This is a genomic window from Algihabitans sp. (genome assembly GCF_965226985.1).
Classification (GTDB): Bacteria; Pseudomonadota; Alphaproteobacteria; order Kiloniellales; family DSM-21159; genus Algihabitans.
Window position 1 is genome coordinate 736996 of the sequence record NZ_OZ245712.1, and the last position, 21703, is coordinate 758698.

Annotated in this window: 20 protein-coding genes and 1 tRNA gene; 14 read left to right on the top strand and 7 right to left on the bottom strand. The window is 64.6% G+C overall.

Annotated elements, in window-relative coordinates; genetic code table 11:
• The first annotated feature begins 9 nt into the window (after window positions 1-9).
• Complete coding sequence (locus ACO054_RS03185) at window positions 10-1314, top strand: TRAP transporter large permease (protein ID WP_421709000.1); 1305 nt, start codon at window positions 10-12, stop codon at window positions 1312-1314.
• A 17-nt stretch (window positions 1315-1331) separates the two neighbouring features.
• Window positions 1332-1826, top strand: a complete 495-nt coding sequence (locus ACO054_RS03190; protein ID WP_421709001.1) for an SRPBCC domain-containing protein — start codon at window positions 1332-1334, stop codon at window positions 1824-1826.
• Window positions 1827-1838: 12 nt separating this feature from the next.
• Here ACO054_RS03190 and ACO054_RS03195 read toward each other — a convergent pair whose 3' ends face one another.
• The 6 genes from ACO054_RS03195 to ACO054_RS03220 all read right to left on the bottom strand — a co-directional run bounded on the left by ACO054_RS03195 (window position 1839) and on the right by ACO054_RS03220 (window position 9254).
• A complete protein-coding gene (locus tag ACO054_RS03195; RefSeq protein ID WP_421709002.1) occupies window positions 1839-3359 on the bottom strand; it encodes a 3-hydroxyacyl-CoA dehydrogenase in 1521 nt (506 codons plus the stop codon).
• Window positions 3352-5472, bottom strand: a complete 2121-nt coding sequence (locus ACO054_RS03200; protein ID WP_421709003.1) for an acetate--CoA ligase family protein — start codon at window positions 5470-5472, stop codon at window positions 3352-3354. Before ACO054_RS03200 ends, ACO054_RS03195 begins: the two co-directional genes overlap by 8 nt.
• Window positions 5469-6638 (bottom strand): acyl-CoA dehydrogenase family protein, encoded by a 1170-nt coding sequence (locus tag ACO054_RS03205; protein WP_421709004.1) that lies wholly within the window; start codon window positions 6636-6638, stop codon window positions 5469-5471. Before ACO054_RS03205 ends, ACO054_RS03200 begins: the two co-directional genes overlap by 4 nt.
• 93 nt (window positions 6639-6731) lie before the next feature.
• Window positions 6732-7496, bottom strand: a complete 765-nt coding sequence (locus tag ACO054_RS03210; protein ID WP_421709005.1) for a GntR family transcriptional regulator — start codon at window positions 7494-7496, stop codon at window positions 6732-6734.
• 148 nt (window positions 7497-7644) lie between these two features.
• Entirely contained in the window at window positions 7645-8346 is a 702-nt protein-coding gene (locus ACO054_RS03215; protein ID WP_421709006.1) for an isochorismatase family protein, read from the bottom strand.
• 74 nt (window positions 8347-8420) lie between these two features.
• Window positions 8421-9254: an IclR family transcriptional regulator gene (locus tag ACO054_RS03220; protein ID WP_421709007.1), complete on the bottom strand. Its 834-nt coding sequence runs from the start codon at window positions 9252-9254 to the stop codon at window positions 8421-8423.
• 228 nt (window positions 9255-9482) lie between these two features.
• Between ACO054_RS03220 and ACO054_RS03225 the strand changes: the two genes are divergently transcribed.
• The 10 genes from ACO054_RS03225 to ACO054_RS03270 all read left to right on the top strand — a co-directional run bounded on the left by ACO054_RS03225 (window position 9483) and on the right by ACO054_RS03270 (window position 19308).
• The gene (locus tag ACO054_RS03225) at window positions 9483-10346 is read left to right on the top strand and encodes an ABC transporter ATP-binding protein (protein ID WP_421709008.1); all 864 of its coding nucleotides are present in this window, start codon (window positions 9483-9485) and stop codon (window positions 10344-10346) included.
• Between the two features lies 1 nt (window position 10347).
• Window positions 10348-11223, top strand: a complete 876-nt coding sequence (locus tag ACO054_RS03230) for an ABC transporter permease (protein ID WP_421709009.1) — start codon at window positions 10348-10350, stop codon at window positions 11221-11223.
• A 112-nt stretch (window positions 11224-11335) separates the two neighbouring features.
• Window positions 11336-12379 (top strand): ABC transporter substrate-binding protein, encoded by a 1044-nt coding sequence (locus ACO054_RS03235; protein ID WP_421709010.1) that lies wholly within the window; start codon window positions 11336-11338, stop codon window positions 12377-12379.
• A gap of 424 nt (window positions 12380-12803) precedes the next feature.
• On the top strand, window positions 12804-13133 hold the full coding sequence (locus ACO054_RS03240; RefSeq protein ID WP_421709011.1) for a hypothetical protein: 330 nt from the start codon (window positions 12804-12806) through the stop codon (window positions 13131-13133).
• Window positions 13130-13426 carry an SH3-like domain-containing protein gene (locus ACO054_RS03245; protein WP_421709012.1) on the top strand — a complete coding sequence of 99 codons (297 nt, stop codon included), beginning with the start codon at window positions 13130-13132 and terminating at the stop codon, window positions 13424-13426. The genes ACO054_RS03240 and ACO054_RS03245 overlap by 4 nt, the downstream gene beginning before the upstream one ends.
• Entirely contained in the window at window positions 13423-14139 is a 717-nt protein-coding gene (locus tag ACO054_RS03250; protein ID WP_421709013.1) for a nitrile hydratase subunit alpha, read from the top strand. Before ACO054_RS03245 ends, ACO054_RS03250 begins: the two co-directional genes overlap by 4 nt.
• Window positions 14140-14378: 239 nt before the next feature.
• Complete coding sequence (locus ACO054_RS03255) at window positions 14379-15350, top strand: TAXI family TRAP transporter solute-binding subunit (RefSeq protein WP_421709014.1); 972 nt, start codon at window positions 14379-14381, stop codon at window positions 15348-15350.
• A gap of 4 nt (window positions 15351-15354) precedes the next feature.
• Window positions 15355-17349 carry a TRAP transporter permease gene (locus ACO054_RS03260; RefSeq protein ID WP_421709015.1) on the top strand — a complete coding sequence of 665 codons (1995 nt, stop codon included), beginning with the start codon at window positions 15355-15357 and terminating at the stop codon, window positions 17347-17349.
• A complete protein-coding gene (locus ACO054_RS03265; protein WP_421709016.1) occupies window positions 17346-18014 on the top strand; it encodes an isochorismatase family cysteine hydrolase in 669 nt (222 codons plus the stop codon). Before ACO054_RS03260 ends, ACO054_RS03265 begins: the two co-directional genes overlap by 4 nt.
• Window positions 18015-18123: 109 nt before the next feature.
• On the top strand, window positions 18124-19308 hold the full coding sequence (locus ACO054_RS03270; protein WP_421709017.1) for a CoA transferase: 1185 nt from the start codon (window positions 18124-18126) through the stop codon (window positions 19306-19308).
• A gap of 96 nt (window positions 19309-19404) precedes the next feature.
• Here ACO054_RS03270 and ACO054_RS03275 read toward each other — a convergent pair.
• Window positions 19405-19478, bottom strand: a tRNA-Gln gene (locus ACO054_RS03275).
• A gap of 381 nt (window positions 19479-19859) precedes the next feature.
• Here ACO054_RS03275 and ACO054_RS03280 point away from each other — a divergent pair.
• Window positions 19860-20873, top strand: a complete 1014-nt coding sequence (locus ACO054_RS03280; protein WP_421709018.1) for a Ppx/GppA phosphatase family protein — start codon at window positions 19860-19862, stop codon at window positions 20871-20873.
• 1 nt (window position 20874) lies between these two features.
• Window positions 20875-21654: an RlmE family RNA methyltransferase gene (locus ACO054_RS03285; RefSeq protein ID WP_421709019.1), complete on the top strand. Its 780-nt coding sequence runs from the start codon at window positions 20875-20877 to the stop codon at window positions 21652-21654.
• The last annotated feature ends 49 nt before the right edge of the window (window positions 21655-21703 follow it).

The window sequence follows — 21703 nt, forward strand, 5'->3', positions numbered from 1 at the left end:
CGGACGGCTATGAGCCCGCCGGAGGTCGGCCTGGCGGCCATCGCGAGCCTGCTGGTTCTTCTGGTCCTGCGCTGTCCCGTCGCGCTGGCGATGATCCTCACGGGTCTGGGAGGATTCGCTCTGCTGGCGAGCCCCGAGGCAGCCTTGGCGATCCTGGCAAACGGCCCCTGGGACGTGGCGACCAACTATGCCTTCACGCTGGTGCCGCTGTTCCTTTTGATGGGCAACTTGGCGGCGCAGGCCGGTCTCTCGCGCGATCTCTTTACGGCGGCGCGGCGACTGTTGGCCGGTTGGCGCGGCGGCCTGCCGCTGGCTGCGGTTCTGGCCAGCGGTGGCTTCTCGGCGGTTTCCGGCTCCTCGCTTGCGACGGCTGCGACCATGGCTCGCGTTGCCTTGCCGGAGATGCAGGCTCAGGGCACAGCGCCCCGCTTGGCGACCGGCGCGCTCGCGGCGGGTGGAACGCTTGGCATCATGATCCCGCCGTCCATCGCGCTTCTGCTCTATGGCCTGATCACTCAGCAGTCCGTCGAGGCCCTGTTTCTCGCGGGTATCCTGCCAGGCCTGCTCGCGATCCTGCTCTACGGCCTGACCATCGCACTTCTGGTGCGCTTGCGGCCGGAGCTGGGCGGCTGCAGGCAGGAAAGCGAACAAGCACCGCTTCTTGCCGCCCTGAAGCCGGCCTTACCGGTTCTGGCGCTTTTCCTGCTGGTGATGGGCGGCCTCTACGGCGGTCTCTTTACGCCGACGGAAGCCGCCGGGGCCGGGGCCTTCCTGACGTTGCTCGTCGCTCTGGCGCGGGGAGTCCGCTGGCCCGGCTTGTGTCAGGCCCTGAGGGAGACCCTGCGGACGACCGGGGCGATCTTCCTGATCATCATGGGCGCCGAGATCTTCGGCTACCTGCTGTCGGTCTCGCAGATCCCGGCCGAGACGGTGGCGCTGATCCGCGACCTGGGGCTCGCGCCCTGGATGGTGCTCGCCGTTGTCTTGGTATTTTTCGTGTTGCTGGGATGCGTGATGGACAGCCTCGCGATGATCCTGCTGACCGTACCGGTTTTCTATCCGCTGATTCTGGAGGCTGGTTACGACCCCATCTGGTTCGGCATCCTGGCCGTGGTGGCTGTCGAGCTGGGGCTGATCACCCCGCCGGTCGGTCTGAACCTCTTCGTCATTTCCTCCGTCGCACCGGAGGTGAAGAACGAGGATGTGATGCTTGGGGCCTTGCCTTTCGTGGTAGCCGATCTTCTGCGGCTTGCGATTCTGGCGGCCTTCCCCATCATCGCCCTGCTGCTGCCGGGGTGGTTCGGCCTGCTCTAGGCAACAAGGAGAGCATCATGGAGCAAGTCTCTGTCGAAAGCCCGGAGGTGGTCGTCAGCGTGTCGGTGGATCTGCCGACCGACATCGCCTTCGCGCTCTTCACCGACGGAATCGACCGCTGGTGGCCGAAGCAGAACAGCTTCTCACGCGGCACGGCGGCGGCCATCGGACTGACCCGGGACCGGGGCTGGTTCGAGACGGGCACGGACGGCGAGACCCTGGGCTGGGGGGCCGTACTGGCGTGGCAGCCGCCGCAGCATCTCCTGCTGGCCTGGCAGATCTCCCCCGACACTCAGCCTTGGTCGCCCGAGCCCGATCCGGCCAAGGCCAGTGAGGTCGATGTGCGCTTCCTCCCCATCGAACCGGGCCGGACGCAGGTCAAGGTCACGCACGTCGCCTTCGACCGGCATGGTGCTGGCGGTCCCGGCATGGCTGCGGGCATGGCCTCGCCGATGGGGTGGCCGGCACTGTTGGAGGCTTACCGTGTCGTCGCCGAGAGAGAGGTCGGCTGAGCCGATCCTGCGTCAGGCAACGGTCAGTGACAGACCCAGGTCCGCGCGGCGACGAAGCCAGGGGCTGGGACGATAGCGCGGATCCTGGGTCAAGCTATGGATGCCGCGCAGGATCTCGAGAACCAGGGAGGGTCCGATGCGGTTGCCGAGTGCCAGAGGCCCCGCCGGATAGCCCAGACCGATGCGTACGGCGTCGTCGATGTCCGCCGGACTCGCAACGCCTTGCTGAGCGATCTCGCACCCCAGATTGACGATGACCGCAAGCATGCGCTGAACGACCAGTCCCGAACTGTCGCCGACGATGCTCACCGGCACGTCGTCGGCTGCGAGCAGTCGGTGGGCTCTGTCTCGCCAGACCGGATCGTTGCCGGGTAGGGTCATGAGCGTGCGTCGTGCGGACCCGAGACCGAACAGAGGGTCGACGGCGAGACAGCGGGAGGGGTCCAGACCTAGCCGAGCGCAAAGGGTGCTGCCGTCCAACCCGACCGGTGCGAGCAGGACGAGGCTGTCTTCGGCTGGCGTCTCACCCTGGTCGAGCGTCGCGCCGAGGCCGGTCAAGAGCTTGGCCAAATCGTCGCCATGTGCCCCTGTCTGCTCGATCCAGACGGCGGCGGGCAGCGGCGCGTCGGGGCGCGGCGGGTCCGGCGGACGAACGATCTTTCCCGCGTCGTAGCGATAGAAACCCTCAGCGGTCTTTCGGCCGTAAAGACCCGCGGCGACACGGCGACGCGGCAAGGGCGTCGGGCGATAGCGCGGGTCCTGAAAGAACTGGCCGTGAATCGACTCCAGAACCTGGCCCGACACATCCAGACCGGTCAGGTCGAACAGCTCGAAGGGGCCCATGCGGAAGCCGGCCGCGTCGCGCATCAGGGCGTCGACGGTCTGTGGCGTCGCCACGCTCTCCTGCACGATCTGCAAGCCTTCTGTATAGAGCGCGCGACCGGCATGATTGACAAGGAAACCCGGACTGTCCGTCGTCATGACCGCGCGGTGCCCGAGGGTCTCGGTCAAGGCCGCCAGGCGGGCGACCACCGACTCCTCGGTGCGTTCGCCGCGAATCACCTCCACCAGCTTCATCAGCGGCACGGGATTGAAGAAGTGATAGCCGGCGACCCGCTCCGGCCTCCTGCAGCTGGCGGCCACCGCCGTGACCAGCAGCGAGGAGGTATTGGTGGCGAGGATGGTGTCGTCGGCCACGATGGCTTCGAGACGGCGGAACAGCTCCTGTTTGATGTCCAGACGCTCGGCGACGGCCTCGACCACCAAAGTGGCGGGCGCCAGGGCTTCGAGGCTGTCCGCCGGAACCAGGCGTTCGACGGCGGCCTCGGTTTCCGTCTCGGTCGCGTCGCCCTTTTCCTGGCGGCGCTGCAGCATGCGGGTGACGAAGCGCACTGCTTCGGCCGTCTGCTCGCCGTCAGTGTCGTAAATCAGCGTTTGCAGGCCACCCTGAGCGAAGAACTGAGCGATGCCGCGTCCCATCGTGCCCGCGCCGATGACGGCGACCGTCTCGAAGGTCGTGGTGACCTCAGTCATAGGGGGTTTCCTCCTCGGCAAGCCGCACCCAACCATCCACGGCGATTGCGCCGTCTCCTTCGCCCAGAACGACCAGTGGATTGATTTCCGCTTCCAGAACGGTTGGATCGTCGCCCGCCACCAGTTGAGAGAGAGCCGCGACCGCGCGTGCCAGCGCCTCGACGTCTCCCTTCGGATGGCCCCTTGCTCCGAAGAGGGGCGCGAGCCCCTTAACCTCGCGTAGCATCGCAAGGGCGACTTCCGGGTCGACGGGCGCCGGCCGTATGGAAACGTCGCCGTAGATCTCGGCAAGCAGCCCGCCGACGCCGGCGACCACGATCGGTCCCGCGAGCGGGTCGATCCGCACGCCGGCGATGACTTCGCCCAAGCCTGTCACCATCGGCTGCACCAGAATCCCCTCCAGTCGGACGTCCGGCCGCGCGTCGGCAACGATACGCCGAAGCCGATCCGCTGCGTCCGTCAGAGCGGTCTCGTCTCGTAGGTCGAGGGCGACGCCGCCAAGATCGCTCTTGTGGGCGATTCCGGAGGAGAGAACCTTGGCGGCCACGGGATAGGTCAGATCGGTCGGGGCCGGGCCGTCCGGAGCCATGACATGGCATTCGGCCACCGAGATGCCGAGCGCGCAGAAAAGGGCGAGAGCGTCGCGCTCGTTCAAGGTGGCCGCGCTTGCCTGGGCCTCGACGAGTCGAAGCGCTTCGGCCGGCAGCGGCTGGGTCTTGCGGCTGCGTGGAGATCCCCAGCGCAGGTAGGCGTTGAGGGCGTCGGCGCAGGCCTCGGGCGTACGGAAGGCTGCAATACCCGCCTCCGCGAGAAGGGTCAGCGACTCTTCGGCGTTGGGAAAGAGAAAGGCCGCAAGCGGCTTTGCGGCACCGGCCCATTTCGCCAAGGGCTTCACCGCCAGCTCCGGATAGAATTCGGAGGAGGAGCCGACGACCATGACCACGGCGTCGATCTCCGGGTCGTCGAGCAGCGTGCCGAGACAGGCATCGACGGTCTCCTCGCGGGTTCCCGCCATGGTCAGGTCGATGACTGGTGTCTCGCCGACCGTGAGGCCGTGACCGGCAAGCATCGTCCGTAGCTTGGCGGGAGGCCGAACGACGGTCAGACCTCGGTCTCCGAGATGGTCGGCGACTAAGGCGCCGCCGCCGCCGGTGGTGGTGACGACAGCGACGCGTTGCCCTGCGGGTTTTCGTCGACCGACCAACAGCGGCGGTGTTTCGACCAGGCTTTCGAACAGCTCGATGCGCAGGACACCCAGGTCTTGCAGGAAGCTGTCCAGAACGGCGGCCTGACCGGCCAACGCACCGGTGTGGGATTGAGCTAGGCTGCGGCCCAACTCGGACCGGCCGAGGACATAGGCCATGACAGGCTTGCCTATCGCATCGGCCTTCCTTGCCATGGCCTCCAAGGCTGTCCGGTCGCGCAGGGTTTCGAGGAACAGCGAGACGACATCCGTGTCCGGATCGTCGAGCAGCATCTCGGCGACTTCTCCGACCGACAGATCGGACTCGTTGCCGACCGACACCAGCGTCGAAAAGTGAATGCCCCGTGCCTGACCGCGCGAGACTAGGGCGCCGATCAGACTGCCGGACTGGGAGACGAGTCCGAAGCGACCAGGGGGCAGGCTGTCGCGTTCGAGCACCGCGTTCGCGCTCAGTGTCATTGGCAGGCGCGTGTTGACGACGCCCAGGCTGTTCGGCCCCAGCAGGCGCAGGCCAGCGGTTCGGGCGCGGCAAACGAGACGCTGTTGCCGCGCGCGCCCCTCCGGCCCCAGCTCGGCATAGCCGCCCGTGAAGATCGTCGCACAGCCCACGCCTGCGGCGATGCAGTCGTCGATCACCCCTTCGACGGCCTGATCGGGCACCATGATGTAGGCATGATCGACGGGCGCGCCGACCGCCGTGAGGTTGGGATAGCAGCGTTCGTCGAAAAGCGTCTCGTAGGCCGGGTTGATCGGATAAACCTCGCCTGCGTAGCCGTGCTTCGCAAGATAGCGTTGGGGCCGGCTGTTGTTCTTCTTCAGGTTCGCGGAGGCACCGACGATGGCGATGCTTTGCGGCCGCAGCAGACGGTCGGAAAGCGGTCTTTGGGCGGAACGCCCGCTGGCGATCATAGGGCTGTCGCTTCGGCTTTGGCTGGACGTTGCGAGAAGCGACGCTCGAAGATGCCCTCGGCGATCCGGTTTCGCATCACTTCCATGGAGCCGCCGGCGATCATCCAGCCACGGGTTTTCCGGAAGCAGTACTCCACCAAGTGTTCGTCGCAGTAGCCGGTGCCGCCCAGGATCTGCACGGCCTCGTGCGCGGTCTCGAAGCCGGCCTTATTGCACATCAGTTTCGCCAAGGCGGTGTCTTGCGCGGAGGGTAGGCCCCGATCCGCCTTCACGGCGGCCCGGTAGAGCAGCAGCTGGGCGGACTCGAGCGCGAGCAAGGCGTCCGCGAATTTCCACTGCAGCCCCTGAAACTCGCAGAGAGGGCGGCCGAACTGGCTGCGCGTCATCGCGTGCTCACGCGCGGCGTTGAAAGCGAATTCGCCCAGGGCCCGTGCGCGGGCCGCGTTACCCAGCCGTTCGGCGTTGAAGCCTGCGATCTGTTTCTTGAAGCCGCCGGGCCCGAGCAGAACGTTCTCCGGCTCCACGCGCACCTTGTCGAAGTAGAGAGCGCACCACTGTTCGCCATTCATGTAGTTGCTGGGCTGGCCGAAGACGAAGCCGTCTTGTCCGCGCTCCAACAGCACGGAACCGACGCCGCCCACGCCCGGACCAAAGCGGACGTAGACGAGAAACAGGTCGGCTTCCGCCGAATGGCTCGTGAAGACCTTGCCGCCTGTGATTCGCCAGCCGTCGCCGTCGGCCTCGGCGCGGGTGGTGAGATCGGTGACGGCAGAACCGGCATTGGCTTCGGTCATGCCGAGACCGATCACTGTTTCGCCCTTCAAAAGAGGGGGAAGGTAACGCGCCTTCTGTTCGGCCGTCGCATACTCGGCAAGCGTACGGATCGCCCCGAAGTTGCCTTGCTGAACCACGTCCGCGCCGCGCGGGTCGACCAGCGCCACCTGTTCGATGGCGATGATGGCATCCATCAAGGTCCCGCCTTGCCCGCCGTCGGCCTCGGGCAAGGTGATGCCCATCAACCCAGCCTCCGCAATCGTACGGGAGACGTCGAAAGGAAAGCCCGGTTCATGGGCTCGTTTCAGCGCGCCCTCCGCCAGATGGCGTTCGGCGAAGCGACGCACGCTGTCTCGGAACTGCGTCTGCTCCTGATTGAGCTCGAAGTCCATCCTCTGGCGCACCCTCCCGATCTCGCCACCTGCGGAGTATTATTTATCTTATTGTATCTACATTAATACATTTACTTCGTAAAGGTTCGAGGCTCACTTGCCCTTGATCTCAGCGGGCTCCCAAAGGGCGTCCGGGTCGTTCGGCCGAAGGCGCATGGTCAGTTCGAACTCGTAGCGATCCGGCCGGTAGAGCGCGCGCAGATGCTCGACCGGCCGGCCCTGGAGGTCGCGCACCCGGCGTTCGACGCCCAACAGCGGCGCGCCGACCTCGAGATCGAGCAGCGGCGCCACCACCTCGCTGGCGGCGCAGGCGAAAACCCTTTGATCGGCCTCGGCCGGTTCGGCGTCGGCTCGGACCAGCAGACGGGTGAGGGGGGTGGAAGCAAGTTCGCTGCGTCGAAAGGTTCGCCCGATAGTCTCAGGCAGCCAGGTGACTGCGTAGGAGAAGGGCTCTCCCTTGTAGCTCCGCAGGCGGATGCTGTGCTGTGCGATCGTGCCGGCCGGAATCTCCAGTCGCTCGGCGACTGGTTGCGGTGCGGGTTCGTAAGCGAAATGCAGGACCTTGACCTTGGTGCGCAGTCCCATGGCCAGCAAATTCTCGACCAGCCCAGTGACCTCCGCTTTGACCGGTTCGGTCGCTTTGCCGGCTTTCACGAAGGTGCCTCGGCCCTGCCGGCGTTCCACCAGACCGCCGCGCTCCAACCGATCCAAAGTCTTTCGGATGGTGACGCGGGAGACGTTGAACCGCTCCGCCAGCTCCATCTCGCCGGGCAGGCTGCTGCCTGGCGGATAGCGGCCCTCCCGGATCTGTTCGATCAGGACCGTGGAGATGCGGTGGTAGAGCGGCAGTCCGGCCATGCGGAGTCTCGTGACGGGCTCAGCCGCGAAGGTCGAAGCCCAGGCGGCATTCCAAAGCTTGCAGCGGAGTCGGTTGATATAACAAGACTACAAGTTGCTCTATGATGGCGGGTTCGGAGTAGCCGCCCGTCTCACGGAGCTGCCGCTCTCACTGAGCGGCGCGAACATCGGCTGCGAAACGGCTCTCCAACTCCGAAATGACGCTATCGAGCGGTTCGACGTCGGCGAACTTCATGTCCATGTCGAACAGATTGGCCTGATGCGCGGTCGCACAGCGGTCGCCGACCGCCTCCTGCGGAACGACGACACGGAAGTTGTGGGAGAAGGCGTCCGTGACGCCGGCCCGCACGCAGCCGCTGGTCGATATTCCGATACAGACCAGACTGTCCACGCCGTCGTAGCGGAGAAAGGACTCCAGAGGCGTTTCGAAAAAGCAGGACGGCTTGTTCTTGTAGACAACGACGTCCTGCTCGCGAGGCGCGTAGCCCTCCGGCCATTCGTCGGCTCTGGGATCGCGGCTGTACTGGAAGTCGTCGGCGGTCCCTAGCTTCAAATTCCAGATGCCGCGCCGGACGGGATGGGTGCGGTCGTCGCGGCGGCTATAGTAGATCGGCAGATCGAGATTTCGGAAGACATCGGTGATGCGCTGGATGGCGGCGACCAGCTCCGGGTTTTCGCCGCCGCACTGGCTGTAGGCCGGATCGACGAACATGTAGGTGGTGTCGATGTTCAGCAGGGCGGGGCGTTTGCCCAAACCGATCCGATTGCCGAAGCCGCCCTTGACGTAGGTGTCCAGTTCGCTGTCCGGCACCAGCCCGCGCCACTTCTCGATTTTGTCGGTGGCCGTCATGGCAGTCAGCTCCTCTGGTGAACTAGCAGATCTCGATAAGGCCGGGCGAGGCCGGTCACAACCGCTTGGCCGGGTCAACGAAGCATGGGGGTCAGGCTGCGGCAAAGGTGCGCGAGTCTGGGGCCCAGTTCCCCCTCGAGCTGTTCGCGGTTCACGACGAAAGCCGGGGCGCCGCACATCATGCCCATCACCGTCTGGCGTCCCATCGAAACCAGGGGAGTCCCGACCGCTCGCATCCCGTGATGCCATTCGTCTTCCACGTAGCAGAAACCCCGGTCTTCGACTTGCGCGATAGCCTCCTCAACCCGGTCCTTCAGGACGGCCCACTCTTCGGCGCCGAGGCGCTGTGCGAAACGCTCGTAGAAGAACTGTCGTTCCTGCTCCTCGATCCCTGCGAGGAAGGCCCGCCCCACGGCCGTGTTCGGCATGGGCACGCGCGAGCCGATTTCGAGACGCAACGTTCCAAGCGAGCGGCTGTTGCAGACATCTACGAAGATCATGCTCAGCCGGTCTCGGCTTGCCAGGCCGACCGAGACTTTGTGCTCCAGCGCCATCTCCTGCATCGGGTCGTGAGCGATCTGGCGGACCAGCATGTTGGAGAGAACGGCGTAGCCCAGAGCGAGGATCGATTCCGTCGGCTCGTACTTTCCCTCCGCTCTCAGGTGACGCAGGTACCCCAATTCGGACAGCGTATGCGTGAGCCGTGAAACGGTCGCCTTGGGAATGCCGGTGACCCGGGACAGCTCCTGGTTGCCGAGCGCGCCGTTGCCCGGTTTGAAGGCGCGCAAGATCTCAAACCCCCTGGCCAGCGCCGTAATGAACTTACGGTCCGTGCTGGCATCCGGAGAAATCTCGTCGTCCTTGTCCAGGTAGGCCTCTTCGGCGAGAGGGCCGGGATTGCTTTTCATGGCGTGGTGGTTCCGCTTGGGGCGATTTCCAGGACCGCCAGCTGTTCGGCCGGACCCTGAAAACTCAGGTTGAAACACTCTTATCCCAGCACCAAGACCAACACAATAGTGGTTTCTCGGGTCCGCATTGCGGAATTATTTGACCGTAGAACGTGTTGTTGGTATCGCTGCAAACGCCCGTGAGCTAAGCTGCTCGCAGGGCCAAAACGAAAGAAGGGATGGGAGGCGATGGTTCCTACGACGGCCACGGTTGCGGCGTCTGCCGAGAGCGAAACCGCCGACGGGGCCGGTATCGGCCCGGCGTCAGCTCCGGCGCCCACCCTCATCTCCTACGAGGGGGTCGGCAAGACCTTCGAAACCTTGCAGGGCGATGTCGTCGCCGTACGAGACATCACTCTGGACGTGCGGGAGGGGGAGTTCGTCACTCTCGTCGGACCCTCCGGCTGCGGGAAGTCGACGCTTCTCAATATGGCCGCTGGCCTGTTCGAGCCGACGACGGGCACGGTCCGGTATCGCGGTGCCGTGGTTGCCCCTTACAACCAGCGGGTCGGCTACATGACCCAGAACGATCATCTGCTGCCCTGGCGGGACGTCATGGGCAATGTGATCGTGCCGCTTGAGATTCGCGGCCTGCCGAAGGGCGAGGCGCGCGACCGCGTCGAGGAATTGCTAGCCACTGTCGGGCTCAAGGGGTTCGAGAAGTCCTACCCATCCCAGCTTTCCGGCGGTATGCGCAAGCGCTGCGCCTTGGCCCGGCTGCTTGCCTACGACCCCGAGGCCCTGCTGATGGATGAGCCCTTCGGCGCGCTCGACGCCCAGCTTCGCCTGAAGATGCAGATCGAGATTCGCCGTCTGGCCATGTCTCTCGGTAAGACGACGGTCTTCGTGACTCACGATCTCGACGAAGCGGTCAGCCTGGCTGACCGTTGTGTCGTCTTCACCCATCGTCCCGGGACGATCGCCCGCGTGGTTGACGTTCCCTTGCCGCGCGAACGGGATCTGCTGGGGCTGCGTCACAACGCGGCCTACCGCGACCTGACTGCCGAGCTTTGGGATCTGTTGTCGCCTGATTTGGAGCGGATGGAGGACTGACATGGCCGATACGACGCAGCGTCCCTCCACGACCTTGCCCGCTGGCGGATCTGCAGTGGCGGCGACGAGCAAGGCCGAGCAGCGCCGGCTAGCCGAACGCCGGCGGCGCCAGAAGATCTGGCTGGCCCGCGCACTCTTGCTGGTCGGTATCGTTTCTCTCTGGCAGTTTTCGGCCGGTCGGCTCGTTTCCGACTTCTTCATCGGCAGACCGTCGGAAATCGCCGAGACGCTCTACATCTGGGCGGCTTCCGGCAAGCTGTTCTTTCATGCCGGCATCACCAGCATCGAGGCGCTGCTGGGCTTTCTGCTGGGGAGCGCGATCGGCATGACCTTCGGGGTGGTTCTGGGGCGTGCCCAGACCCTCGCCGACGTGCTCGACCCCTTTATCATGATGTTCTACAGCCTGCCGAAGATCGCGCTCGCGCCGATGTTCATTCTCTGGTTCGGCATCGGCATCGACATGAAGATCTACCTGACCGCGACCATCGTGTTCTTTCTGGTCTTTCTCAACACCTACTCCGGCGTGCGCGCGGTCAGCCGGGAGCAGATCGCGATCATGCGGCTGATGGGGGCCAGCGAAAGCGACATTCTGCGGAAGGTGGTCATCCCCTCCGCCATCACCTGGGTCTTCAACGGCCTGCGCCTCTCCGTTCCCTACGCCTTGATCGGGGCGATCGTCGGCGAGTTGATCGCCTCCAACAAGGGGCTCGGCTACCTGCTGGCCGACGCGTCGGGCCAGTTCGACACCTCGGGGATGTTCGCGGCGCTGATCGCCATCATGATGCTCGCCCTGCTTCTGAACTTCGCTGTGAAGTGGTTCGAGAAGCGGGCGATGCCCTGGAAGACGGTCGAGGACAAGCGGGAGATGTCCATCTAGGCCTTGGCATCGTTTTTGTCGCTCGATGGGCGATCCGTTGCCGTGGTGGCCGAAGTAAATCGGAAGCACAGGCCGGAATGAGACGGCCGGAACGATAGGGAGTGACGTCACGATGACTATTCGGACTCGGGTGGCCGCAGCGGTCGCGGCTTTGCTGCTAGGGGGAGCCAGTCTCCCCGCCGTCGCACAGGACAAGCAGGAGATCACCTTTGCCATGCCGAGCGTCGGCATGCTGTATCTGCCGGTCTATGTGGCGGAGACCATGGGTTATTTCGAGGATCGCGGCATCGAGGCCGACGTGCGGGTCTTCAAGGCGGGTGGCGCTGCCGCCATGGCCTCGGTGATCGGTGGCGACACCCACGTCTATCCCGGTACGCCGGCAGCGGCGATGCGTGCAGTTCAGCAGGGCACGGACGTCAAGATCTTCACGGCTCTGATGACCCAGTACGCCTCGAACGTCGTGATCCAGGGAGAGATTGCCCGCGACCTCGGTCTGACCGAGGAGTCGAGCGTGGAAGAGCGTCTGAAGGCCCTGAAGGATCTCAACATCGGGGTCACGGGTGCGGGTAGCGGCACCCATCAACTCGCCCTCTACATGCTGGAGCAGGCCGGTTACAACCCCGAGACCGACGCAACCGTGGTCTTCGTCGGCGGTAGTCGCGAGCTGCTGGCCGCCTTCGAGCTGGGCCGCATCGACGGCTTCATTCTCTCCAACCCGACCTCGGATACGGCCATCGCGAAGCACGATGCCTTCCTGCTGTTCGATATGGCGGCGGGTGAGATCCCCGACTTGGACGGCTATCTCTACATCACCTTGAACGCACGCGAGAGCTGGCTGCAGGAGGATCCGGAGCGCTCGGCCAATCTCGTCGCCGCCATCAACGATGCGACCCAGGCCATGCATGACCCGGAGCGGACCGAGGATGTCCGTGATCGGGTTTACGCAGACTTCTTCGACCAGTTCGACAAGGAGCTGTTCGATCTCGCCTGGAGCCGCGTGGTCAAAGCCTATCCGACGTCGCCGGAGGTCTCCCGCGAGCAACTCGTGCGGGTCATCGACTTCCTGAACAAGTTCTCCGACCGCAAGTTCGATGCGCCGCTGGCCGATAGCTCCTTCACCAACGAGTTCGTCGAGCGCGCCTTGGCATCCAACTGAGTCGAGTCGACGACCCGGAGGAGGGGTGCGGGTCTTCGCTTCCGCACCCCTTTTTCATGACGAGCGGCCAGGTGGAACGGATGTTCGATCACCGGGTGCTTTGGTCTCTGTTCGACTACGACGACTGGACATCGCTGGAGGCGCGCTACGGCAGCGAGACCTAAGAGGAGGTCGAGGCGGCTTCGTCAGGGGTGGGGCCGGTTCGCTGTCTTCCGCCGCTTTGGCGTAGCGCCGCCTGAGATCACGCACCCAGTCCATTTACAGGAAGATTGTCTGTCTACGGCTCTTAAAGTCAAAATTCGATTTTGAGATTCCGCAGAACGGAATAAAAGAATTGAAATTGAAGATGTTCTTCGGCATCTTCTTGAAGCTTCAATCGGCTGGCAGAACGCTGTCATGTCAGCCGGAACAACGGGAGGCAGCGTTGACGCGGCGAGCCATGCACGATCTGGGCGGTCTCCAGGCCGGCCCCATCGACCGTGAAGAGCATCAGGCGACGTTGGTGGAGCAGCGCATCGACGCCATGATGATGCTACTGCGCGATCGGCCGCGATCGCTCTGGAAGACCGACGAAAATCGCCGCACGATCGAAGGTCTGCCGCCGGAGCTCTATGACGGCGGTGCCTACTATCAGCGTTGGGTCGAGGCAATGCGCCGCTTACTGGTCGAGAAGGCGGTGCTGACCGATGCTGAGATCGAGGCGAAGTTGGCGGAGGTACGGGCACGCTATGCCTCCGAGAGTCCGACAGCGTGACGGAACCCCGCTTCTCCGTCGGTGCTGCTGTTCGGATCTGCGATGCCGACCGGTCTGGCCATATTCGCACGCCGCTCTTCTTGCGCGGTCGCAGCGGCACGATAACGGCTATCCACGGTGCTTTTCCCAATCCGGAGCGTCTGGCCTACGGCGAGGACGGTCTGCCGCCGATCCCTCTCTATCAGGTGTGCTTCGTCATGGATGCGCTCTGGCGGGGTGACGGCAGCTACGCGTCTGCCGATACCCTCGCAGCAGATATCTACGAACACTGGCTCGAGGAGACCTTAGCGTGAAAGAGACTCCCAAGAGCCCGGCGGTATTCGGTGAGGATCACCACGATCACCATCATGGCCACAGTCATCACCACGACCATGACCATGCGAAGACTTTTCAACCTGACTTGCCGGAGCCAAGCGAGGAGTGGGAGTTCCTCGAAATCGCCTTGCGTGAGTTGCTTATCGAAAAGGGGGTGCTGAGCGCACGAGAGATCGAGGACAAGATCGAGGAGTGGGACGGCCGTACGCCGCGTAACGGCGCGGAGGTCATCGCCCGTGCCTGGGTCGATCCAGACTTCCGAGTTCGGCTGCTTGCGGATGCCAACGCTGCGGTCGCGGAGCTTGGCTATCCGTTTCACGGCCTCAAACTGGTTGCGGTGGAGAACACGCCCGAGCGCCATCACACGGTGGTCTGCACTCTCTGTTCCTGCTACCCCCGCCAACTGCTCGGTATCCCTCCGCTTTGGTACAAGTCTCGCGACTACCGCGCCCGGACGGTGCGCGAGCCGCGCGCTGTGCTGGCCGAGTTCGGAACCGTTCTGCCAGAGGAGACCGAAGTCCGCGTGCTGGATAGCACCGCGGACTGCCGGTACCTCGTGATCCCGATGCAACCGCCCGGGACCGAGGACATGACCGAGGTGGAGCTTACCCGCCTGGTGACCCGGGACAGCATGATCGGCACCGCTCAGGCCCTGACGCCCGATGGCGACCGGGTCGTTCCGGAGAGTTGAGATTTCGCGATGTACGGAGGTGTCTCGTTTTCAGTACCCTCCGTGACAAGGGCGTTTCGCCTGATCTCCTCGAAACGCTCTTCCCCCTGCCGGTGGCGGTACCGTTCCGCGGTTCCTCCGTCGGTGTTCCCTGCAAAGACGGGTCGAAGTTCGTCCCTTGTGGACAACTGCGAGACTGTGAAGAGTGAGGATCGGGTATGCCCTACAGACTAGCGAAACGATTTAGAGACCTCTCCATCGTGGCGGCGATTGCCGCTTTAACGGTTGCGTTGCCGCAACCGGAAGCGAAGGCGCAGGACAAGACCTTCCTGACCATTGCCGCCACCGGTCAGTCCTCTTCTCTCTATGCCTATCACGTGGCGCAGGCCCAGGTACTCAACGAACTCTTCGACGATCTGGAGGTGACCGTAATGGAGACGGGTGGGGGCGTCGACAATCGCAAGCGCCTCGCCCGCCAGGAAGCCGACTGGGGCCTTTTCGCCGAACCCGAGTTCTTCGAGTATCAGGAAGGTGTCGGACCGTGGGAGGGCCAGGCGCAGCCGGACTTTCGACTCTTCTGGGTGACCAACCCTCTTGCCTACTATGTCGTCGTGAACGCTGACAGCGATGTTCGGACTCTGTCGGATTTGGCGGGGCAGGAGTTCAGCGGCGGCTCGCGCGGCAGCTCGACCGAGCGTGTGACCAACAATCAGTTCGATCTGATCGGAATTGCGCCCGACTGGTTCACCGGCAGCTACGGCGACGCCCGCGACGCCATGAAGGACCGTCGGATCGTTGGTCTGGTCAAGGCCGGCTTGTTCGACCGGCCGGATGGTTTGATTCTCGATATCGGGACCGCCGTTCCACTTCGCTTCGTCAGCTATAGCGAAGACGAGATCTCCAAGGTTCAGGAGACCTTTCCCCACTATCAGTTCGTCAGTCTCACGCCCCCTTTCGAGGGTGCGGAGGAGACGGTCGTGCGCAGCGTCTTCATCGCTCAAGGTACCACGACGCGGATGCCTGAGGATCTTGGCTATCGGATCTTCAAGACGATGGTCGAGCACCAGGATAAGATCGCGGAAACCTATCCCGCCATCAACGCCGTGGACATTGTTGAGAACACGCTGAAGTACGGGACCGCACCCCTGCACATTGGCGTCTACAGATATCTGACCGAGCTAGGCCGCGACATTCCGGACCATCTGATCCCGCCTGAGGCCAAGGAGGGCTGAGCGGGTGCCAGCCGCCCCGTCCGATCGGCGGCGGGTGAAGGAAGACAGCGAGAGTCAACCGGCGGAGGGTGCGACCTCCGCGACCTTCCGCCGGTTGCCCGCCTGGCTCGCACTGGCAGTCCCTGCCACAGCATTCGCGCTCGCCGTCTTCCATCTCTATACCGGAGCGTTCGGCGCGTTGCCCAACATTCAGCAGCGGGCACCTCACGTCGGCCTCTGTCTCATCCTCGCGCTCCTGCTGTTCTCACCCGGACGCCGGCTCGACGGTTCCCGGATCGCTCTGGCGGTCGACGCTCTTTTGATGGCGGCGGTGCTGATCACCTGCGGTTGGGTCGTGCTGGAGTACGACCGGATCATGTCGATCGGATTTTTTCCGACCGGTCTCGACACCTGGCTGGGCGTCGCCTTGACGCTGGTCTTGTTGGAGGTGACCCGCCGGGTCGTCGGCTGGTTGTTCCCCCTGCTGGCGGTCGCCTTTATCGTCTATGCCTACTTCGGGCCGCTTTTCCCCGGTGCCTGGGCGCATCGCGGCTTGTCGCTGGAGCTGATCAGCGAGGTGCTTTACAGCACGGATCGCGGCATCTGGGGACTCGTGACCGGCGTTTCGGCGACGGTGATCGCGATGTTCGTCATCTTCGGCGGGATCCTGCTGAAAACCGGCGGCGGCCAGACCTTCATGGATCTGGCGCTCTTTCTCAGCGGCCGTTTCACCGGCGGCGGCGCGAAGGTGGCGACCGTCGCTAGCAGCCTTTTCGGCACGGTGTCCGGGTCGGCGGCGGCCAACGTGGCGACCACCGGAACCTTCACGATCACCATGATGCGCAGGCTCGGCTATCGCCGATCCTTCGCCGGCGCCGTGGAGGCGGTTGCCTCTTCGGGCGGGCAGATCATGCCGCCGATCATGGGCGCCGGCGCCTTCATCATGGCCGAACTGCTCGGCGTCCCCTACATGGAGGTTGCGCTGGCCGCCCTGATTCCGGCGGTTCTCTATTTCACGAGTTGCTTTGCGGCAATCCACTTCGAGTCGCGCCGGCGCGGCTACGGAACCGTCGACAAAAGCGACGTTCCCTCGCCTCGCAGCTTTCTGCACTGGCGGCGCAGTCTGCCGGTCTTCGGACCGCTGACTCTGCTCATCTCTCTTCTGGTTATGGGCTACACGCCGGCGACAGGAGCCTTCTGGGCGACCGTGGCGCTGATGATGGCCTATCTGGCCGTGGGGACGGAGGAGACCTTCACCGGCCGTCTTCGCATGTTGCTGGACGGTCTCATCCTGGCCGGTCGCGGTCTGGTCGTCGTGGCAATCCTGATCGCCTGTTCGCAGATCATCCTCGCGATGATCGCGGGAACCGGCGTCGGCGTAAAGTTCTCGGCTCTCATCATCTCGTTCGGGCAAGATCATCTGCTGCTGTCTTTGATGCTGGCCATGGGGATCGCCATGGTACTCGGCATGGGCTTGCCGACGTCGGCGGCCTATATCTTGGCTGCGGCGGTGGTCGCGCCCGCTTTGGTGCGCCTAGACCTTCTGCCGATGCAGGCGCATCTCTTCGTATTCTACTATGCGATTCTCTCGGGGATCACGCCGCCGCTCTGCGCGACGGTTTTCATCGCAGCGGCGATGGCCGAGGCGAACTGGTTAAAGACGGCCCTGCTCGCGCTGCGGCTGGCGCTGGCGGCCTTCATCGTGCCTTTTCTGCTGGTCTACCACCCGGAACTGATCCTGGTGGGCACGCCGATCGATATCGCAACGGCGGCGGTCACCGGCTTCGTGGGTACGATTGCCCTGGCCGCCTCGACGATCGGTTGGTTGGTGCGACCGGCCGGCTGGCCGCTGCGGTTCGTGCTGGCGGGTGCGGCAATCGCGCTGATCTGGCCCGGCCTCGAGTCGGACGTCTTCGGGTTGCTCCTACTGGCCGGCAGCTTCGCCCTGCAGCTTCTGCAGGAGCGTCGCCGGCCGTCGGCTGCCGCGTCCTCGCCGAAGCGCTTGAAGGAGACTTCATGAAACGGATCAACGGTCTCGAGGTTCGCGACAGCCTGGAGGAGATGATCGCGCCGTCCTGTACGGCGGTGGTCGGCGTCGACCTTCAGAACGATTTCTGCCACCCCGAGGGTTACTTCGGCCGCCACGGTAAGGATCTCTCACTGACCCTCGAGCGCCTGCCGACCATGGTTTCCTTTGTGCGAGAGAGTCAGGCGCTCGGGGTGCCGGTGATCTTCATCCGCCAGGTGACGCTGCCGAACGGCCACTCGGACAGCCCTGCCTGGTTGCGGTTCAAGACCCGCGACGGCAAGGACCCGAACTACACGCTGCCCGGCACTTTCGGCTGGGACTTCGTGGAGGGGCTGGAGCCGGGCGCGAACGACAGCCTTGTCGAAAAAACCCGGCCCGACGCCTTTCTCAATACCTGTCTGGAACGTGTCTTGCGCAGTCGCGGCATCGAAACCCTGGTGATCCTGGGGGTCAATACGGAGGGCTGCGTCGAGTCCACGGTACGAACTGCCTCCTATCTCGACTACTATACGGTGGTGGTCGAGGACGCCCTCGGAAGTCCGAATCGTGACCGCCACGACGCGAGCCTCGGGCTCTATCGAGCCCGTTATCCGCTCCATAAGGCCGAGGAGATCCTGAGCCTGTGGCGGCGTGAGATTAGATCTGCGGCGGTCTGAGGCCCGCTGGCTCGCCAAAGTGCCTCTATCGAAGCCGGGCCTTTTGAGGCCTCTGCCTCTGGCCCGCGACAGAACAAGAAAATCCATGTGTCGGGAGGAGGATGACAGGATGACTCCGGTTCTTACGGGATTGAAGGTCGTTGAACTCTCCGCCTTCATCGCGGCACCCCTAGGGGGCATGTCCCTCGGTCAGCTAGGCGCCGATGTCGTGCGCATCGACCAGACGGGCGGGGGGCTCGACATGCAGCGTTGGCCCGTCACCGAGACCGGTCAGAGTCTCTACTGGCAGGGCCTAAACAAGGCCAAGCGCTCGATCTTCCTCGACCTGCGTTCGCCCGAGGGGCAGGCGGCGGCCCGGGATCTGATCGTCGATGCCGGTATTCTTCTGACCAACCGACCCGCCGTGGGCTGGCTGAGCTACGAGGAGCTTCGGGCGCGGCGTCCAGACTTGATCATGATCGCAATCCGCGGCACGCACGATAATCGGACGGCGGTCGACTACACGGTGCAGGCGCGCACCGGTCTGCCCTATCTGACCGGGGTAGGTGAGTCTGCGGCGCCGGTCAATCATCCCTTGCCGCTCTGGGATTCGCTCTGCGGTCTCACCGCTGCGCTCGGTCTGCTGGCCGCCGAGCGCCGTCGTCGGGAGACCGGCGCTGGGCAGCTGGTGGAGCTCTCGCTCGAAGATGTTGCGCTCTGGCTGATTGGAAGTCTCGGCTACATCGCCGAACTCGAAGTTCTGGAGCAGGAGCGCGCTCCGATCGGCAACGCCGTCTACGGCGCCTTCGGCCGAGACTTCGCCACCTCCGACAGAAAGCGGGTCATGGTGACCGTGGTTACGCCGCGCCAATGGCAAGGCCTCTGCGCGGCGACGCAACTGGGCGATGCCTTCGGACATCTGGAGCAAGCGCTGCAGGCCGACTTCGGCACGGATGCGGATCGCTGGAGGTGCCGTGGCGCAATCGCGGCCCTGCTGGAGCCCTGGTTCGCGGGCCGGACGCTGGCCGAGGTCCGCTCTCTCTTCGACGCTCACCGCGTCCTGTGGGGCCCGTACCAGACGCTGCGTGAGCTGGTGGCCGACGACCCGGCCTGTTCCGAGGCAAATCCCCTATTCGCTCGCATCAATCATCCGGGGGTCGGCAGTTATCTGACTCCCGGCTCGCCGCTTCGCTTTGCGGGCACCGATGCGGCGGATATCCAACCCTCGCCGACGCCTGGCGCCGACACCCGTGTCGTTCTTGCCGAGCGGCTGGGTCTATCCGGGAATGATTTGGGGAGGCTGCTGTCAGAATGACATCCGTCGCCCACTCGAACGCTTCGGCCCACTCGAACGCCTCGATTGAATGCTCGACCGATGGTGGGCGCGGGCTTTCCGGGCATCGGCTGAGATTGGCTGGGGGACCTGGACTCGAACCAGGACCAACGGAGTCAGAGTCCGTCGTTCTACCATTAAACTATCCCCCAACCGGTCGGGGCCGCAGGAGCAAGCCTGCGTCGCCGAGAGCCGTCCGGCTGCGTAGAGCGGCGTATCTAGACCATCCGGCACCGGCATTTCAAGCCCCGCACCCTGGCGAGGCGGGGTTGGGTGCGGCGGATCATGCGGCACACGACCCGCTCTTGTTGTATCCATAGCCGGGCGGATATGGTGAGGATCGCTTAAATATGTATGTGCCGACTTGCGCCCGCTTGGTGGGCGTTTAGGCTTCGGCTTGGGTTTCGAGAAGATCGATGGATAAGATGGGCGGTGAAACGCGCCAGGTTGCGCAGCAGGGCTTGGGCAGGTCCGCGCCAGTTACAAGGACGGCAACTCCGCCGTCTTGGAGCGCGGCAGCCTCGGCAAGGCGGATGTCGGGTCCGGCTGCCTACGGAGCACTCGACCTCGGGACCAACAACTGTCGCCTGCTCATCGCCCGACCGGCCCCGCAGGGCTTCAAGGTTATCGACGCCTTCTCGCGGATCGTACGCCTCGGCGAAGGTTTGGCCGCGACGGGGCGGATCTCGCCTGCCGCAATGCAGCGCACCCTCAGTGCCTTGGATGTCTGCGCGGCGAAGCTCACGCAGCGCGGCGTCACCCGGCTGAGGGCCGTCACCACGGAAGCCTGCCGCAGGGCCGAGAACGGTCATGAACTCCTAGAGGCCGCGCGAGAGCGGTGCGGTCTGGAGCTGGACGCCATCGATGCGGAAGAGGAAGCCAGCCTGGCCCGTTACGGCTGTGCGCCCCTGATCGACAGCCGGCGACGCCAAGCCGCCATCATCGACATCGGCGGAGGATCCACCGAGATCGTCTGGCTCAGCAACGATCCGGCGGATGCGGACGACGGCGCTTTATCCTCGCCGCGTCTGCGCGCGTGGCACTCTCTGCCTCTCGGCGTTGTCGATCTGGCCGAGGGTTTTGGCGGGCATGAAGTCGACCGCCCCACTTACGAGGCGATGGTGACTGAAATTCAGGCCGGTCTGGCACCCTTCGTAACGCGGCACGGTCTGGCGGAGCAGGCGCGGCTTGGCGATCTGCAGATGATCGGGACGTCCGGTACCGTAACGACCCTGACCGGCCTGCACCTCGATTTGCCGCGCTACGATCGCTCCAGGGTTGACGGTGCCTTCTTGCCTCTGGACTTGGTTGAGCGTCTGAGCGAGCGCGTGCGTGCCATGAGTTACGCGGAGCGGGTCGCCCACCCCTGTATCGGCCGGGACCGGGCGGATCTTGTCGTGGCCGGCTGTGCCATTCTGGAGGCGTTCTGGCGACTTTGCCCGACCGATGGCCTGACAGTAGCCGACCGCGGACTGCGCGAAGGACTGTTGTATCTGATGATGCGTGAAGACGGAGTCTGGCCCGCGCAGGCCGGTGTCGGCGCCTAGGATGGCCGGAGGGCAGGGCAAGAGCGGTAAGGGCGGAGGCAAGGGCAGCAGCAGAGGCGGCAAGAGCGCCCGTGGCGGCGCTGGCGGCAGCTTGGGCGGTGCGCGCCAACTGCGCGAACGGGTGCGGTCCGCGCGGGGGCGCAGACCTTCCTCGACGCGCTGGTTGGAGCGCCAGCTGAACGATCCTTACGTGGCCGAGGCCAGGGCGCGGGGCTACCGCAGCCGTGCGGCTTTCAAGCTCCTGCAGCTCGACGAGAAGGTGGGTCTGTTGAAGGGGGCTCGCCGCATCGTCGATTTGGGGGCGGCGCCGGGCGGCTGGACGCAGGTGGCGCTACAGCAGCTGGGACCGCAGACCCGTGTGGTCGCGGTGGATTACCTGGAGATGTCGCCCATGGCGGGCGCGACCTTCCTACAGCTCGATTTCCTCGACGACGACGCTCCGGAGAAGATCTCGGCGGCCCTGGACGGCCCTGCCGACCTCGTACTGTCCGATATGGCGGCACCGAGTACGGGGCACGCCAAGACCGATCACATCCGGGTCGTCGCGCTGGCGGAGACCGCCTTGGCCTTCGCCGTGGAGGTCCTCGCACCTGGCGGCGCCTTCGTTGCAAAGGTTTTCCAGGGCGGAAGCGAGCGGGACCTGCTCGAGACCCTGAAGCGCAACTTCGAAACTGTTCGCCATGTGAAACCGCCGGCCAGCCGTGCCGAATCCTCGGAGCTCTATGTCGTTGCCCAGGGCTTTCGCGGCTTAGCCGACGACGAGGGGACGGAAACCAACTGAGAAGGGGTCGGCTGCGGGCTTGATCGCGCGTCGCTCTGCACCACCTCCA